We start from the raw sequence: 14,356 nt of genomic DNA, 5'->3' as shown, positions 1-14,356 counted from the left end.
TCGGAGTCGATCACCTGACCCACCACCCAGCGGCCGTCTGGGACGGCGTCGAGTGGACCCTGTTGAGCAGCGGGGCCGGTGGAGCGGTCCTCCCATCGGAATTTCCGCTATTGCACGGAGCTTGGTGGCTCAACCGGATCATCGAATGCGAGTGGGCCGATGCGGGTTCCGGCCGGCGGCTGCCCCGATCCGGGCGGGTGCGGGTCTAGGAATACGTGGTGTGCGAGGTCGTGCTGTCGGGCTCCTCGATGATGAGGACGGCGGACTGGTCGGAGAAGTATTCGATTGCCGAGGAGGTGGTCAAGGGGGCGCCGGGGTGGGCCAGGAGGCGGTAGCCGGCGGCGTGCAGGGCGCCGACGACGGTGGCGGCGGCGCGGCGGGCCGCCGCGGGGGTGTCCTCGGTGGTGTGGGTCTTCTTGATGTGCAGGCAGACCAGGCGGCGCGACCAGGAGCTGTGCAGGGATACGGTGACCTCGCCGTCGCCGTCGTTGCTGCTGTCGCCCACCGAGACCCCCGCTCGGCGCAGTACCTGGGCGGCCCGCGCGGTCTGCTCGGTCTTGGCCAGGATGTCCAGTGCGACCTCCGCGGGCCACGCGATCGAGGTGCGGCGCACGATCTCGCTGCTGCCCAGCCCCTGCCGCTTCGCCGCGTGCATGGCCTCGATCATCCGCCGATTCGCGGCGACGAAGTCCGCCACCGCCGCGTCCAGCTCCACCGCGGCGGTGGCCATACCCTGCACATATTCCTCGGCCGTCAGCTTCGCCGCGTGCAGCTGCTCGAACGGGTGCTCGCTGGACACATGGCCGTTCACCAGCGCCGTCGTTCCGAATTCCGTGCCGTCGTCGTACGCGCTCATACTGGCAATTTATGGTCTTACGGGCCGGAGTGAGCGGGTGTTTAGGCTGGTCTAAAGAGTGTGGTGGCTCAGCACAATCCGGCCAGTACAGCACCAGCGATCCGGCGACCGCGACCTCGAGGCTGTGGCCGATGCCGATCATGGGGATATGTCATCGAGGCGGTGCTTCGCGGCGCACCGGGGCCATCGCCGGGGCGGATCGGTGACTCCGCCGGAGAGTTCCAGCGAACCGGGTGGATTCAGCGCAGCACGCGGACCATCTCGTTTTCCAGGTCGGGGCTGTGCGCGGACGTGACCTGCTGGCGGCCGGTGGGGAGGAAACCCATTCTGCGGTAGAGCTTTTCGGCGGGGGTGTTGCCGTCGAGCACCCACAGGCGCAGGTGGTGATGGCCGCGGGCCCGCACCCAGTCGACGATCGAGTCGAGCAGCAGGTCGGACGCTCCGGTGCCGCGGGCGGCGGGAGAGACCCAGACCGAGACCAGCAGCGGGCCGGTCGGCTCGAACAGGACTCCGGCGCAACCGATGCCGCGCTGCTCCGACTCGACGACGAACATCGTCCTGGTCGCGTACCACTGCCGCCAGCGCCGCTCGTCCCACTGCGATGCCTCGGCGAAGGTCTGCGCGAAGGTGCCGGGCGGGGAGGTGGCCAGCGTGTCGAGGCGGACGTCACGCGCCGCTCGCCATTCGTCGTCGCCCAGTCGCCGCACCCGCACCCGGCCGATGCTGCCCCGGGCGGTGCGACGGGGCAAGCGATTTATGGGCGGGACGACCGAGGTACGGACGAGGCGGGCAAGGGAATCATGGGCGGGCAATCGAATGACGCGCGAGGCGGGCCAAGCGATTTATGGGCGGGGCCACTGAGGTACGGGCGAGGCGCGGCAAGAAAATTACGGCGGGTAACCGACTTACGGGCGCAGCACCGAGACCAGGAAGTCGATCTGGTCGTAGAGCGCCTTCTCGAACCAGTCGTCGAAGTAGATGTCGAAGTGGCCGATGGGATAGCGCTTCACGACCGCGTGCTTGGTGCGTTCGGCGGCCTTGAGGGTCGGGCCGATGGGGGCCACCGAGTCGTTGTCGCACACCGCGTACAGCACCGGCACCTTGATGCCCCTGGTGCGCCGCCACGGCGAATCGAACATCACCGACAGGCCGAAGCGGGCGGCCACCTTCGGCTGATAGTTTTCGCTCTCCTCGGCCAGACGGCCGTAGCCCTCCGGCACGTCGGACGCGCTCATCAGCGCCGCCGAGCGTTTGCGCCCGGCCAGGCGCGCGCCGATGGGTTTGCGGCGGATCGGGCCGATCAGCAGATCGGTGACGGCCAGGGTGCCGGTCTTCATGATGCTGATCGGACCCTTGGCCAGCGTGGAGGCGCGACCGCTGGTGAACGGGCACTGGGCGACGACCGCGGCGAGATAGTCGTCCTCGTGCGCGATCGACAGCACATGCCCGCCGCCGAAGGAGCTGCCCCACAACGCGATTCGGGTGGCGTCGAAGCCCTTGAGGGTGCGGGCGAAGGCGATGGCGGCGCGCCAGTCGTCGCGCTGGCGGGCGATGTTGACCATCTGCCGGGGCTCGCCGCCGCTGGCGCCGAAACCGCGATAGTCGAAGGCCAGCACGCCCATTCCCGCGGCGGCGAACCGGCGGGCGTAGCGGTCCAGGCCCATCTCCCGATTGGCCCCCAGGCCGTGCCCCATGATCACCAGCGGTCGCGGCTTGGGCGGACCGTCCGGCAGATAGAGCCACGCTGCACACTGATCGCTTCCCGACGGGAACCCCACCTCGACACGCTCCATGGCGAAATACCGTACTGGTTCGGCGAGCGCGCCGCTGACCTGGATCCCGGGGTCATTTCCGCGGTCCGGCGGCAATCCGGCATACCGGACCGAACGCCGAGGCGTTGCGGGCGTACGGCATAATCGGTCCAGACGAGTCGGTCGGGCGGCCGCGTCGAGAGGAACGGACACGATGTGTCGCTGCCTGTCGCCGAGGAAAGTCCGGACTCCACAGAGCAGGGCGGTTGCTAACGGCAACCCGGGGTGACCCGCGGGACAGTGCCACAGAAAGCAGACCGCCGGCGTGCACAACGCCGGTAAGGGTGAAACGGTGCGGTAAGAGCGCACCAGCGCCCCGGGTGACCGGGGCGGCTAGGTAAACCCCGCCCGGAGCAAGGTCGAAGGCCGCACTTTTCGGAGTGCGGCTGCGCAGGTGCCCGAGGGCTGCTCGCCCGAGCCTGCGGGTGGACCGCTCGAGGTGCCCGGTGACGGTGCACCCAGATGGATGGCCGCCCCCGGTCTCGACCGGGACAGGATCCGGCTTACAGACCGACTCGTCCTCCAAAACTTCCGGCCCAGGGCCGTTGATGAACGGGGTGGAATTCGCAGTCGTACACGGGGCCTGGCGCGATATAGCCGTGGTTGTCATCCGACGGTTGACGTGGAACCTCCGTTACTACGGAAAAGGTTTCGCGCTCTTGTCACTGCTGTGAGATGTCCCGCCCTCCCGGGGGAGGTAGTTTCGACGAAGCCGATTTTTCGGCCTCGAAGATTAATTCGAAACAGGGGAAAGTCATGAGCAGGGGAAAGAAATTGTTCACGTATGCCGTCGCGCTCTTGGGCGCCGCGCTGCTGGGTGCGGCTCCAGCGTCAGGCGATCCCGGCGTGCAAGAACCCAACGAACCGGTTCCGGCGGAATCCGCGCCACCTCGCCATCCGGGCACTGCGTACCGGGGTACGGATGGCTGGTGCCACTACAACGCTCCGTGGACCGGAAATTTCTACTGCAAGAGCGACTATATCCACGGACTGCCCAATGGGTATTACCAGGCATTTGTTATCGGAACGAACAAGAAAGTATATACGAAGTGGAGTTCCGGTGGTGGATTGAGCAACTGGGCGGACATGGGAGGTCAGTGCATTCGGCCGGGTGAAGATTCAGTTGATCTCGCTTGGAGAAATCCTCGTGATCACTGGAACTTCGCGATCCAGTGCAAGGGAACCGACAACCGCGTTTGGCATAATCAGCGGCGGTCGAATGGCAGTTGGACGGGGTGGTACCGCGCCTAGGGTGTTCGCGCGCCCGGCGTAGCAGTGCTGGTCCAAGGGTGGCCCCACCCCCTCCGGCAGAGGGAGGCGAAGGGGGTGCGGGCCACGACTGGTTCACTGAACGACTCGTCTCTCGAACTTCGGCCGCCGCACCGGGTTTCCGCGGCGGATATGGCGGTAGTCGGGCCTAGGAGAGCTACTTCTGGAGGTCCAAGTTGTTCCGTCGTGTCGATCGATTGCCGGATGACGTGCCCGCGGGGCAGGGGGCTGCGGAAGGGGAGGCGCGGGTGCTGTCCGAGCGGGAGCGGCTCGGGTTCGTGGAGGGGATGTTGCGGGCTGTGGCGCAGCCGCGGCGGATTGCGGCGGTGGTCGAGCGGATGGTGGGTGGGTGCGTGGAGGTCGGGCCGGTGGGGGTGGGGCCCGGGGGGCTCGGGTCGGTGAGCATGGTGGGGATTCCGGGGGCGGTGCAGGTTGGGCCGGTGGATGGGGATCTGTCGGAGTTGCGGGTGGGGGTGCCTGTGCGGGTGGTGCTCGAGTTGGGGGTGGCTGGGACCAGGACGCGGTTTCTCGGGGCGGCGTGGGTGCAGACTCGGGTCAGGCTGGTGCCGGAGCCGCCGTGTGCGCTGGTTGTGCGGGTCGCGCCGGTGGCCGCGCGATTGCCGATCAGAATCGCCGCGCCCAATCCGGCGGCGGGGCTGCTCGGGTCCGTTTTCGGAGTCGATCGGGTTGCGGCGCAACTGCTTCGAGAGCGGATCAATGCCGCCCTCACCGGGGCCGGCAGTATGGCGGTGCGCCGGATCGATCTCGTGTCGCTGCTGGACGGGGGTTGGGCGGCACACTTGGCCGCGGGTGTGGCGTGAGCGCGTTCAGTGTCGCGCCCGTACCACGTGGCGCACGGTTCGGCTCGCGGTTGCGGTGAGTACCGAGATCACCAGGACGGCAATCAATTTCACGAGATTCCAGCCTTCCGGTGGCGTCGGGTCCGGGGCCGCGGTCGGGCGGGGGGAGCGGGGTGTCCGGGGGACCGGGGCGGGGATCGGCGGGCTCGCCGGTTCCGGTGGCGCGCTGACGAATCCGGCCGGTGTCGCGGGCGCCGCGGGTGGGCCGGGCAGCGGTGGTGCGGGTGGCGGTGGTGCGGGTGGCGGTGGTGCGGGTGGCGGGCCCGGGAAGAGCGGGAATTCCGGGATGGGCGGTGCCGGGATACTCGGCAACAGCAGCAGACAGGTGAGCAGTGCGCTGCCGGTGGCCGCGCTGCCCACCGCCGCGCTGCCGAGCGCCGAGCCGCCGTAACCGGGGCCGATCAGTCCGGAGCCGAGCCCCAGGCCGGAGCCGAGCCCGACGCCAGAGCCGAGCCCGGCCGAGCCCGAACCGAATCCGCTGCCGGTGACCACCGCGGCCAGCAGGGCGGAACCGCCGAGGATCGCGCTTCCGGTACAGGCGGTCCGCACGCTGCCGCTGTCGAGGCCGAGGTCGTCGGAGGAAGCGGCCGGGGTGGCGCCGGCCGCGGCGGTGGGTACGACGAGATTTTCATCGTCCGAAGCGCTTTCGTCCCAACCGCGCGTGGGTGGCGTTGGCGGGGGGACAAACACGTCCGGAGCGGAGATCACGGGCCGGGAGATCGTCGGCACGCTGACCGCGGAACCGAGATCCAGGGGCATCTCGGTCACCGCGGCCGAGCCGGTGCCTGAATCCGTACTGCCCGTGCCCATTCCGGCATCGCCCGTGCCTGTCCCGGCACTGCCGGTGAAGATCCCCGACGGCCATCCGGCAACGCCCGGTTCGGCGCTCGCCAGGGGGCACGAGAACAGTACCGCCGCGGGCAGAACGGCGGCCGCGGCCGTGAATCTGAATGCGGCCCCGCGGTTTCGCGGGGCATTGCGATCGAATCTCATAACCCCTATGTGATCTGCTCGTAACTCGACAGCGCGTTCTCGTACGCGTCCCTGGGAACGACGGTCTGCCGCGAGAACGGCCGGTCGAGATTGTGGATCTGGAACAGCACCGCACCCACGACGAGGCCGAGCAGCCCGATCATGAGCACGTTCTTCACACTGACCCGGATACCGGACAGCACCGGGCTGAGCAGCACCATGGCCGTGCTGAACCACAGCGCGATGTAGAGGAATCCGGGAATGCCGCGGCGGACGTCCATGGCGCGGTCCTGGCGGGCGTCGTTGACCTGCTGGAGGCTGTCGAGCGCCTTGCTGCGCAGGTCGGCGACGGAACTGTCGTCGGACTGGATGCCGGAGACGGCGTCGCGTGCCGCGTCCAGGGTGCTCTGCGCGGTGCGGCTGAGGCGGCCCTCGCGATCCATCACCTTCCACTCCTGGCCGATGACCTGCTCGGTGTAATTGCGCAGCAGGTCCTGGACGCGCTGGCGTTCGGGCTCGGGCATGTCGTGGGCTATCCAGTAGGTGGCGACCAGCGCCTTGGACTCGGCGATGGTGTGGTTCTGCGCGTTGTCGTACTGCTGCCAGCACAGCACCACCACGAAGGCGACCACGGCCACGAAGAACGTATTGACCAGGTCGAGCACCATGCCCCCGGCGGAATCCTCGTCACCGGACTGTTGCCACGACTTCGGCCACACCCGGCTGCCGATCACGAAGACGCCCATCGCGACGGCCGCCGCCGCGACGACGGCGAGCAATGCCTGGACCATACGGGCCCCACCTTCTCCGGGCGATCACCGGTTCCACTCGATACGGGTACAAGGCCGAACCACCGAGGCCGGACCTCGGTTCCACAAGATCGAAAGCAGCTGCCGTCACTGGGTATTCGTGACAGGGGGCTCGACGGATACCTACGATCGCGAGAGTGTCCGATTCGAATTGTGCGGAGTGGTTGCCGGGGGACGGGTGGGAGCCGGTGGGTGATGGGGAGTCCGGGGCGTCGGTCTTGCGCTCCGTCGACGGTGCTCGCTATGCGAAATGCGCGGTCGGCGAGCGAGCCGATGAGCTCGCGGAGGAACGAGACCGGGTGGAATGGTTGGCGGCGCAGGGGATTCCGGGCCCGACGCTGCTGGACTGGATCGAGACCGACGCCGGGGCCTGTCTGATCACCGCAGCCGTCGCGGGCGTGCCCGCGAGTGCGGTGTCGGCGGCCGAACTCGGTTGCGCGTGGCAGTCGATCGCGCACGCGGTCCGGCGGTTGCACGAATTGCCCACGCGGGACTGCCCATTCGGGCGTGGGCTCGCCGAGATGTTCGGGCGGGCGCGGGATGTGGTGGAGCGCAAGGCCGTCGACCCCGACTTCCTGTCCGATGAGCAGCGAATGGTCGATCCGGAGGTGCTGCTGGAACGCCTGGTGCCGCAACTGGAGCATCGATTCGCGCAGGAGGCCGCGGGATCGGTGGTGTGCCACGGGGATCTGTGCCTGCCCAATATCGTCCTGGACCCGCGAACCTGGGAGGTCGCCGGATTCATCGATCTGGGGCGGCTCGGAACGGCCGATCCCCATGCCGATTTCGCGCTGCTGCTGGCCAATTCCCGGGAGACCTGGCCGGACGAGGAGCGGGCGCGGGCGGCCGATGGGCAGTTCGCGCGGGCCTACGGCGTCGAACTCGATGCCGAGCGGCTGCGGTTCTATCTCGATCTCGACCCGCTGACGTGGGGGTAGGCCGATCTGGTTCGCCCCCGCGCCCGCGCGGTGCCATGATCGATGCAGGGCCCGGTTTCTCTGGCGCGCCGGGCATTTCGCTGGGCGGTGGGTTATGGACCTGGTGGCGATCGTGGTATCCCTCGCGGGTGTGGGTGCCGTGGCGGGCAGTGTCGCGCTCGGCTTCGGTCTGCGCGTGGTCGAACAGTTCGAGCGCGGGCTGGTGTTCCGATTCGGGCGGGTGCACGCGGTGCGGGATCCGGGGTTGCGGCTGCTGATCCCGATCGTGGACAAGATGCGCAAGGTGCCGATGCGGATCGTCACCATGCCGGTGCCCGCGCAGGAGGGGATCACCCGCGACAACGTCACCGTGCGGGTCGACGCGGTGGTGTACTTCCGCGTCGTCGACCCGATCCAGGCGGTGGTCGAGGTGCAGGACTACCTGTTCGCCGTCGCGCAGGTGGCGCAGACCTCCCTGCGCTCGATCATCGGCAAGAGCGAACTCGACGATCTGCTGTCCAATCGCGAACAGCTGAACAGGGGCCTGGAGCTCATGATCGACAGCCCCGCACTGGCGTGGGGCATCCAGATCGACCGCGTGGAGATCAAGGACGTCGCCCTGCCGGAATCGCTCAAGCGCTCCATGTCCCGCCAGGCCGAGGCCGAGCGCGAACGCCGCGCCCGCGTCATCACCGCCGAGGGCGAACTGCAGGCCTCACGCATGCTGGCCGAGGCGGGCTCGACGATGGCCGAGGCCCCCGCGGCCCTGCAACTGCGCCTGCTGCAGACGGTGGTCGAGGTTGCGGCGGAAAAGAATTCGACGCTGGTGCTGCCGTTCCCGGTGGAACTGCTGCGCTTCCTGGAGCGGTCGACGCCCGCGGTGAACGCGGAATCGGCGGAGACAGGGGAAACTCCCGGCGAACAGGATGAGCCGCGCGGTATCGAGGCTTCCGGCGGGCGGCCCGAGCGTAGCGAATAGGGCTGTCGCGTCCGGAATTCGGCGGCTGTACGAGGGGGCCGGAAAAGCAAAGGCGGCACCCGGTCGGGTGCCGCCGCAGCCGGAGTCTGCCGGATCAGCCCACGGGGTTGATGACGAAGATCTGGGCCCAGTAGGTGGCCTGTTCGGGGCCGAGCAGTGGCAACAGGTAGTCGTAGACGATGGACGACATACGGTGCGGAACTCCCTTGTTTCTCGACTGGATGATGCGGTGGGACCGACCGGTCCCGCGAACACGGGGCCACAGTAACAGCGGGCCGGGGTTCGTGCAGGCGTGGTGGTTTCGGCGCAGTGGGGAGTTGGCTGGGGGTTGTCCGGAGGGGGGTGGAATGGCGTGGTGCGGGGGACGGGCTGGGCGGACGAGTTATGTGCGTTGGCTCTTGATCTTGATGCTGAAAAGGGGGTGTGAGTTGGCGTGGCGGGCAGGGAATCCGGCAAATCGGACCGGTTGGTCTTGCGTTCATCAATCGGCCATCGAGTTGTTCGACGGGCGCCTTTCGGGGGAGCGTCGGAGCGGGTGAATGCCGAGGCACCCGGGTCTCGCCGGGGTTTTCGGGTGGGATTGGACACGTTTGAAACACGGGGAATCCAGTTGAGCCGGAGCGGGAATGGATTCGGCTCGCCGAGCCCGGCTCGGAAATCTTCGCTCAACTGGCCTTATCCGTGACAAACGTCATAGAGTGTTGCGCGTTGGAAAGTTCCGTTGCCGGGGGGCGGCAACGGGGCTGTGGGTGTCAACGACGTCGGAAAGCAGGTTCTATCTCTATGCGAGTGGTTCGCAAGTTGGTTGCCGGTGCCATGATTGCCGGTGCTGCTTCGGTTTTGGCTGTGTTGGGGGCCGGGTCCGCGTCGGCGGTCTCGGTGACTCCGTTGCCGGGTGGGGTGCAGGTGGACCTCACCCCGGCCGACACCCAGTGGGTGCATCAGACGCACATCGGGAATGCCATCGCCACACTGCCCCATCCCTCGGCCGCGTCGTTCGGGCAGGCGCTCGACTCGGCCGCCGGCCTGTCCTCGCAGTACCCGAACGGGCGGGTCGTGTTCACGGTGTACGGGCCGTTCGATCAGTTGAACGGCACCATGCTGGCGCTGCAGTAGTTCGCCTGCGCGTGGAACTCCATCAACGGATCGTCTCGGCGCCGGTCGACTTCGGCGCCGTGCGATCCGAATTCGGAATGGCCTCGGAGTATCCGTCCGAGGCCGTCTCGGAGGCCCGCGACGCGGTCGACGCGTTCGCGGGCTCCCGGGCCGATCGCAGGGATATTCCCCTCGTCACGATCGACCCGCCCGGCGCGCTGGATCTGGACCAGGCGCTGTATCTGGAACGAACCTCCTCCGGCTTCCTGCTGCAGTACGCGATCGCGGATGTGGCGGCCGTGGTCGCGCCCGACGGGGCGCTCGCCCGCGAATCCCTCGCGCGGGGTCAGACCTTCTATCTGCCCGACGGCACCGTGCCGCTGCATCCGCCGGTGCTCTCGGAAGGGTCCGCCAGCCTGCTGCCCGACCAGGATCGCCCGGCCGCGCTGTGGACCATCGAATGCGACGAAACCGGCGAACCGCAACGATTTTCGGTGCGGCGCGCGCTGGTGCGCTCCCGTGCCCGCCTCGACTACGCGGGCGTCCAGGCCGACGCCGACGCCGGTCGCCTGCACCCCTCGATCGCCGCGCTGCCCGAATTCGGGCGGCTGCGCATCGAGTCGGGTCTGGCCCGCGGCGCGATCGGCCTGCGCCTGCCCGCCCAGACCGTGGTGCGCGACGGCCACGACGACGGGGCCGGGCAGCACTGGCAGCTGGTGCTGGAACCGCGCACCGCCGCCGACGATTGGAACGAGCAGGTCTCGCTGCTGACGGGGATGTGCGCGGCCCGAATCATGCTGGGCGATGCGGGCCCCGGGCGCGGCCATCGCATCGGTGTGCTCCGGACGATGCCCCCGCCCTCGGAGGCGGCCGTCGAATCGATGCGCCGAACCGCGGCGGCGCTCGGGGTGGACTGGCCCACCGAGGTCTCCGTCGGCCGGATGCTCGCCGGACTCGATCCCAATACGCCCGCGGCGCTGGTGCTGATGTCGGAGGCCACGGGACTGCTGCGCGGCGCCACGTATACGGTGCTCGGCGACGAGACGCCGCCGGTGGTGGAGCACAGCGCGATCGGCGCCCCCTATGCCCATGTGACCGCGCCGCTGCGGCGGCTGGCCGATCGCTACGCCACCGAGATCTGTCTGGCGCGGTGCGCGGGGGAGCCGGTGCCGCGGTGGGTGCGCGACGGGCTCGAGCAGGCCGCGGAGTCGATGCGGCGCAGCGATGCGGTCGCCGGGAAGCTCGAGCGAGCGTGCATCGATCTCACCGAATCCACCGTGCTCGCGGACCGGCTGGGGTCGGTGTTCCGGGCGGTGGTGGTGCGCGAGGCCAATGGCAGCCGCCCGGCCGAGATCTTCGTGGCCGATCCGCCGGTGGTGGGCAAGTGCGTGGGCTCCCCGCCGGAGGGGTGGCGGGTGCGGGTGCGGCTGGTCGAATCCGATCCGGCCAAGCGGACGGTCACCTTCGCCTTTCCCGCGGACTGAGTCAGACCTGTGCGTCGATGCGTTCCCGGGCGATCTCTATCCGATAGCCGATCACCACCGAGGCGATGAGCGCGACCGAGATGATGCCCTCGGCCAGGAAGAACGAGGCGAAGTCGATGATCGAGCCGATCGGTGGATTCCCGGGCACCGCATTGCGCAGCGGCACCAGCGCGAAGAGCACGACGGCCATCAGCGAGCAGGCCGGGAACAGCAAACCGCGCCGCCAGCGCAGCACATAGTAGGCGGCTGTCGCCGCCGCGAGTGCCAGGCCGAACATCAACACCATGACGAAGACGGCGAATACTAATGTGGGCGTGGACCGCCGGGCCTGCACGGTCAGATCGACCGCCCCGGTTTCGGTGGCGTCGATGGTGTTGGTGGTCCGGAAGAACGCGTCGCCGTTGGCGACGGTGACCGCCAGCGGCAGCGGATGCCGATCCGCGCCGGTGACCTCGAAGGCCAGCCGGAGGCGGTGCCGATCGAACGGATAGTCGGTGATTACGCCGTCGATCGGGAAGTGCAGCTCGGTGGCGGTCATTCGCTGCCCCGCCTCGACCGTCAGGGGATCGGATTTCAGTGCGGTCAACGGAGTCAGCACGACCTCGGCCGCGAAATCTCCGGCCGCGTCCGCGAGTGCGCCCTCGGGACCGGCGCTGACCTCTATCGTCACGTCGTTCGACGCCGGATCGAAGCGGCCGATCCAGGCGTTGACCAGAACCCGGTCCCGGGCGTCGAGATCGCCGAAGGTGTACGCGGTGCCGGCATGCCGTTTGCCGATCGCGTACATGCCCAGGCTCGCGGCCACGGCCCCGATCAGGATCAGGACGACGAGCCCGGCCCAGGCCCAACCCCAGGCGTTTCGCCTCGCACGGTGCTGCACCGGGCGATGATAACCACGGTCCGGTAGCGATTCGCTATGACACGGCTAACTATCGGCAAACTTGCGTTGGAGGAATTCGGCGGCCACCGGATAGTTCTCCAGGGCCTTGCGCGCCGCACTCGCCTCGGAAACATACAGCTCGTCGTACACGCCGGTGGCCGCGCCGCGCTTGCGGGCGGCGTCGGCGCGCGACTGGATGGTGGCCATCGCCTCGACCGCGTCGCGATGATCGCCGAGGACCGACTGCAACTTCTTGGACCGCTGAGACAATTCCTGGGCCGGGCCGTCGAGCACCCGCGCCGCGGCATCGGCGGAATAGCGTAATCGCTTGGCGGCCTTGCGGATCTCGTGCAGATGTTCGACGCGATCGGTCTCGGCCACCTCCGACTCGGCGCGGACGAGTTTGCGCAGTCGCCGGAAGTCCTTGCGCAGCACCGTGGCGAAGGCGTCGGCGGCCTCGGCCTTGGCGCGCCGTTTACGCAGCGGCGGGTCCGAGCGCAGCCGTTCGAGCCGGTCGCGCAGGGCCGCGTACCGGTCGCCGTCGAGGGCGCGCAGCACCGCCCTGTGTGCGCGGGTGTACTTCGCCCGTTCGGCCGAGACCAGCCGCCTGCCGATGCGGCGCAGCTCGGCGGGCTGCTCCTCGGTCAGCGCGGCGAATCGTTCGGCGCGCACCTCGGCGTCACGGGCCACGCCCAACAGCCCTGCCAGCCAGCGCAATTCGTCGCGAATCTCGTCGATCTCGGTGCGGTGGAACATCTTTTGATACGAGCGCAGCACACTGCGCAGCCGCCGGGTCGCGACGCGCATGCTGTGCACCGAGTCCGGGCGGTCGGCGCGCACGTCGGGCTCGGCCGACAGCAGCCGGTCCAGATCGTCGGCCAGGGCGGTGACGAGGGCGGGACCGGCTGCGGTGCGCATCAGCTGTTCCGGAACTTGTCGGTGGCCTCGACCAGGTGATGGGTCGTACCCGGTTCACTGGCCGCGTGTCCGGCGTCGGCGACGATGTGCAGCTCGGAGTTCGGCCACGCCCGGTGCAGATCCCAGGCGCTGATCGGCGGGCACACGATGTCGTGGCGGCCCTGCACGATGACGCCCGGGATGTGCGCGATGCGGTCGATGTCGCGCAGCAACTGCCCGTCGTCGAGGAATCCGCCGTTGACGAAGTAGTGGTTCTCGATCCGCGCGAACGCCAGCGCGAACCGCGGTTCGGCCGATTCGGCAACCCGATCGGGTTGCGGCAGTAGCGAACTCGTGGCGCCCTCCCAGGTGGACCAGGCGACGGCCGCGGCCGTGGCGACATCGGGATCGGGGGAGTGCAGCAACCGGTGATAGACGCTCACCAGATCCGACTGGCGCTCCGATTCCGGCACCGGCGCGAGGAATTTCTCCCATTCGTCAGGGTACACGTAACCGGCGTGCCCGTTGTAGTACCAGTCGATTTCCTTGCGGCGCAACAGGAATATGCCGCGCAGCACCAATTCGGTGACGCGGTCCGGATGGGTCTGCGCATACGTCAGCGCCAGCGTCGAACCCCACGAGCCGCCGAACACCTGCCAGCGCTCGACGCCCAGATGGGTACGCAGCCTTTCGATATCGGCGACCAGATGCCAGGTGGTGTTCGTCTCCAGGCTCGCGCCGTCGGCGATGTGCGGGGTGGAGCGCCCACAGCCGCGCTGATCGAACAGCACGATGCGATAGGCCTGCGGGTCGAAGAACTGGCGATGGAACGGCGCGGTGCCGCCGCCCGGACCGCCGTGCAGGAACACCACCGGCTTGCCGTCGGGGTTGCCGCTTTCCTCCCAGTAGATCTGCTGGCCGTCGCCGACGTCCAGCATGCCCTGGCGGTTGGGTTCGAGGGGCGGGTACAGGGTGCGCATCAGAACGCGATCCCCGAGGCCAGGTCCTGCAGCTCCAGCGCGCGCAGCGCCTCGGCGCGGACGGTCGCGCAGTTCTTCTCGGTGATCCGGTCGACCACCGGCTTGTCGGCCAGGACCTGCATATTGATGCCGCCGTTGCGGACGGCCCACTCGTGCACGGTGATGTTGAGCGCCACCCGGCCCAGCGTCGGGCCCTGCACCCGCCAATCCGACAGCTGCGGGGCGAGCGCGTCGCACAGCTGCTTGCCGAGCTCGTCGGTGATCGGCACCGGGCCCGGCCGCGCGCCCGAGGTGGGGGCGGCGGTGCCGCTCGGGTGGGCCGTGGTGGTGATCGAGCCGCTGGACCCGGCGGGCGACGGCGATCCGCTCGTGCCACCCCCGCATCCGGCGATCAGTGCGGTCACCGCCACGGCTGTGGCGGCCAGCGCACCGCGAGTCATCCAACGGCTCTGCGACATCTGTTCCCTTTGCTCGGTTTGCTCTGCGTCGGTCATCGAGTCTGCCATTTCTTCGGTCCCCTCGCCCGTACGCAATCCATTTCTTCGAT

15 protein-coding genes and 1 other RNA gene are annotated in these 14,356 nt (G+C 68.7%); 7 read left to right on the top strand and 9 right to left on the bottom strand.

The window, feature by feature from the left end:
* Nucleotides 1–205: 205 nt before the first annotated feature.
* The 3 genes from NDR87_RS08310 to NDR87_RS08300 form a co-directional block, all read right to left on the bottom strand.
* A complete protein-coding gene (locus tag NDR87_RS08310; protein ID WP_251910544.1) occupies nt 206–856 on the bottom strand; it encodes a hypothetical protein in 651 nt (216 codons plus the stop codon).
* A gap of 239 nt (nt 857–1,095) precedes the next feature.
* A complete protein-coding gene (locus NDR87_RS08305; protein ID WP_251910543.1) occupies nt 1,096–1,605 on the bottom strand; it encodes a GNAT family N-acetyltransferase in 510 nt (169 codons plus the stop codon).
* 156 nt (nt 1,606–1,761) lie between these two features.
* The gene (locus NDR87_RS08300; protein ID WP_251910542.1) at nt 1,762–2,649 is read right to left on the bottom strand and encodes an alpha/beta hydrolase; all 888 of its coding nucleotides are present in this window, start codon (nt 2,647–2,649) and stop codon (nt 1,762–1,764) included.
* A 133-nt stretch (nt 2,650–2,782) separates the two neighbouring features.
* Between NDR87_RS08300 and rnpB the strand changes: the two genes are divergently transcribed.
* From rnpB to NDR87_RS08285, 3 genes are all read left to right on the top strand, one after another.
* An RNA gene (gene rnpB / locus NDR87_RS08295) (RNase P RNA component class A) lies at nt 2,783–3,189 on the top strand.
* Between the two features lie 234 nt (nt 3,190–3,423).
* Nucleotides 3,424–3,918, top strand: a complete 495-nt coding sequence (locus NDR87_RS08290; RefSeq protein ID WP_251910541.1) for a hypothetical protein — start codon at nt 3,424–3,426, stop codon at nt 3,916–3,918.
* A gap of 215 nt (nt 3,919–4,133) precedes the next feature.
* A complete protein-coding gene (locus NDR87_RS08285; RefSeq protein WP_251910540.1) occupies nt 4,134–4,757 on the top strand; it encodes a hypothetical protein in 624 nt (207 codons plus the stop codon).
* 6 nt (nt 4,758–4,763) lie between these two features.
* On the opposite strand, the gene NDR87_RS08280 is transcribed toward NDR87_RS08285, so the two are convergent.
* Both NDR87_RS08280 and NDR87_RS08275 read right to left on the bottom strand, forming a co-directional pair.
* On the bottom strand, nt 4,764–5,789 hold the full coding sequence (locus tag NDR87_RS08280; RefSeq protein WP_251910539.1) for a hypothetical protein: 1,026 nt from the start codon (nt 5,787–5,789) through the stop codon (nt 4,764–4,766).
* Between the two features lie 5 nt (nt 5,790–5,794).
* Nucleotides 5,795–6,559, bottom strand: coding sequence for a DUF4239 domain-containing protein (locus NDR87_RS08275; RefSeq protein WP_251910538.1), 765 nt, complete (start codon nt 6,557–6,559; stop codon nt 5,795–5,797).
* A 155-nt stretch (nt 6,560–6,714) separates the two neighbouring features.
* Between NDR87_RS08275 and NDR87_RS08270 the strand changes: the two genes are divergently transcribed.
* The 4 genes from NDR87_RS08270 (at nt 6,715) to NDR87_RS08255 (ending at nt 11,052) form a co-directional block, all read left to right on the top strand.
* Nucleotides 6,715–7,515: an APH(3'') family aminoglycoside O-phosphotransferase gene (locus NDR87_RS08270; RefSeq protein WP_251910537.1), complete on the top strand. Its 801-nt coding sequence runs from the start codon at nt 6,715–6,717 to the stop codon at nt 7,513–7,515.
* Nucleotides 7,516–7,609: 94 nt separating this feature from the next.
* Nucleotides 7,610–8,473 carry a slipin family protein gene (locus NDR87_RS08265; protein ID WP_251910536.1) on the top strand — a complete coding sequence of 288 codons (864 nt, stop codon included), beginning with the start codon at nt 7,610–7,612 and terminating at the stop codon, nt 8,471–8,473.
* Nucleotides 8,474–9,352: 879 nt separating this feature from the next.
* Nucleotides 9,353–9,589, top strand: coding sequence for a hypothetical protein (locus tag NDR87_RS08260; protein ID WP_251910535.1), 237 nt, complete (start codon nt 9,353–9,355; stop codon nt 9,587–9,589).
* 11 nt (nt 9,590–9,600) lie between these two features.
* Nucleotides 9,601–11,052, top strand: coding sequence for an RNB domain-containing ribonuclease (locus NDR87_RS08255; protein ID WP_251910534.1), 1,452 nt, complete (start codon nt 9,601–9,603; stop codon nt 11,050–11,052).
* Between the two features lies 1 nt (nt 11,053).
* On the opposite strand, the gene NDR87_RS08250 is transcribed toward NDR87_RS08255, so the two are convergent.
* Genes NDR87_RS08250 through NDR87_RS08235 form a run of 4 tightly spaced genes read right to left on the bottom strand, consistent with a single transcriptional unit; the run spans nt 11,054 to nt 14,267 of the window.
* Nucleotides 11,054–11,932, bottom strand: a complete 879-nt coding sequence (locus NDR87_RS08250) for a DUF4436 family protein (RefSeq protein ID WP_251910533.1) — start codon at nt 11,930–11,932, stop codon at nt 11,054–11,056.
* Between the two features lie 45 nt (nt 11,933–11,977).
* Nucleotides 11,978–12,850 (bottom strand): CHAD domain-containing protein, encoded by an 873-nt coding sequence (locus NDR87_RS08245; RefSeq protein ID WP_251910532.1) that lies wholly within the window; start codon nt 12,848–12,850, stop codon nt 11,978–11,980.
* Nucleotides 12,850–13,809 (bottom strand): prolyl aminopeptidase, encoded by a 960-nt coding sequence (pip, locus tag NDR87_RS08240; protein ID WP_251910531.1) that lies wholly within the window; start codon nt 13,807–13,809, stop codon nt 12,850–12,852. Before pip ends, NDR87_RS08245 begins: the two co-directional genes overlap by 1 nt.
* Nucleotides 13,809–14,267 (bottom strand): hypothetical protein, encoded by a 459-nt coding sequence (locus NDR87_RS08235; protein WP_251910530.1) that lies wholly within the window; start codon nt 14,265–14,267, stop codon nt 13,809–13,811. The genes pip and NDR87_RS08235 overlap by 1 nt, the downstream gene beginning before the upstream one ends.
* Nucleotides 14,268–14,356: the final 89 nt, after the last annotated feature.

Origin of the sequence: Nocardia sp. CDC159 (assembly GCF_023740735.1) — a bacterium.
In the GTDB taxonomy this organism is placed as follows: Bacteria; Actinomycetota; Actinomycetes; order Mycobacteriales; family Mycobacteriaceae; genus Nocardia; species Nocardia pulmonis.
Note: the sequence above shows the minus strand (reverse complement) of the source record. Positions and strands in the feature narration are given on the sequence as shown.

Bases quoted from the DNA above. Each gene is read 5' to 3' on its own strand.
- NDR87_RS08310 (WP_251910544.1), bottom strand. From the start codon at position 856: ATGAGCGCGTACGACGACGGCACGGAATTCGGAACGACGGCGCTGGTG.
- NDR87_RS08300 (WP_251910542.1), bottom strand. From the start codon at position 2,649: ATGGAGCGTGTCGAGGTGGGGTTCCCGTCGGGAAGCGATCAGTGTGCA.
- NDR87_RS08290 (WP_251910541.1), top strand. From the start codon at position 3,424: ATGAGCAGGGGAAAGAAATTGTTCACGTATGCCGTCGCGCTCTTGGGC.
- NDR87_RS08280 (WP_251910539.1), bottom strand. From the start codon at position 5,789: ATGAGATTCGATCGCAATGCCCCGCGAAACCGCGGGGCCGCATTCAGA.
- NDR87_RS08275 (WP_251910538.1), bottom strand. From the start codon at position 6,559: ATGGTCCAGGCATTGCTCGCCGTCGTCGCGGCGGCGGCCGTCGCGATG.
- NDR87_RS08265 (WP_251910536.1), top strand. From the start codon at position 7,610: ATGGACCTGGTGGCGATCGTGGTATCCCTCGCGGGTGTGGGTGCCGTG.
- NDR87_RS08245 (WP_251910532.1), bottom strand. From the start codon at position 12,850: ATGCGCACCGCAGCCGGTCCCGCCCTCGTCACCGCCCTGGCCGACGAT.
- pip (WP_251910531.1), bottom strand. From the start codon at position 13,809: ATGCGCACCCTGTACCCGCCCCTCGAACCCAACCGCCAGGGCATGCTG.
- NDR87_RS08235 (WP_251910530.1), bottom strand. From the start codon at position 14,267: ATGTCGCAGAGCCGTTGGATGACTCGCGGTGCGCTGGCCGCCACAGCC.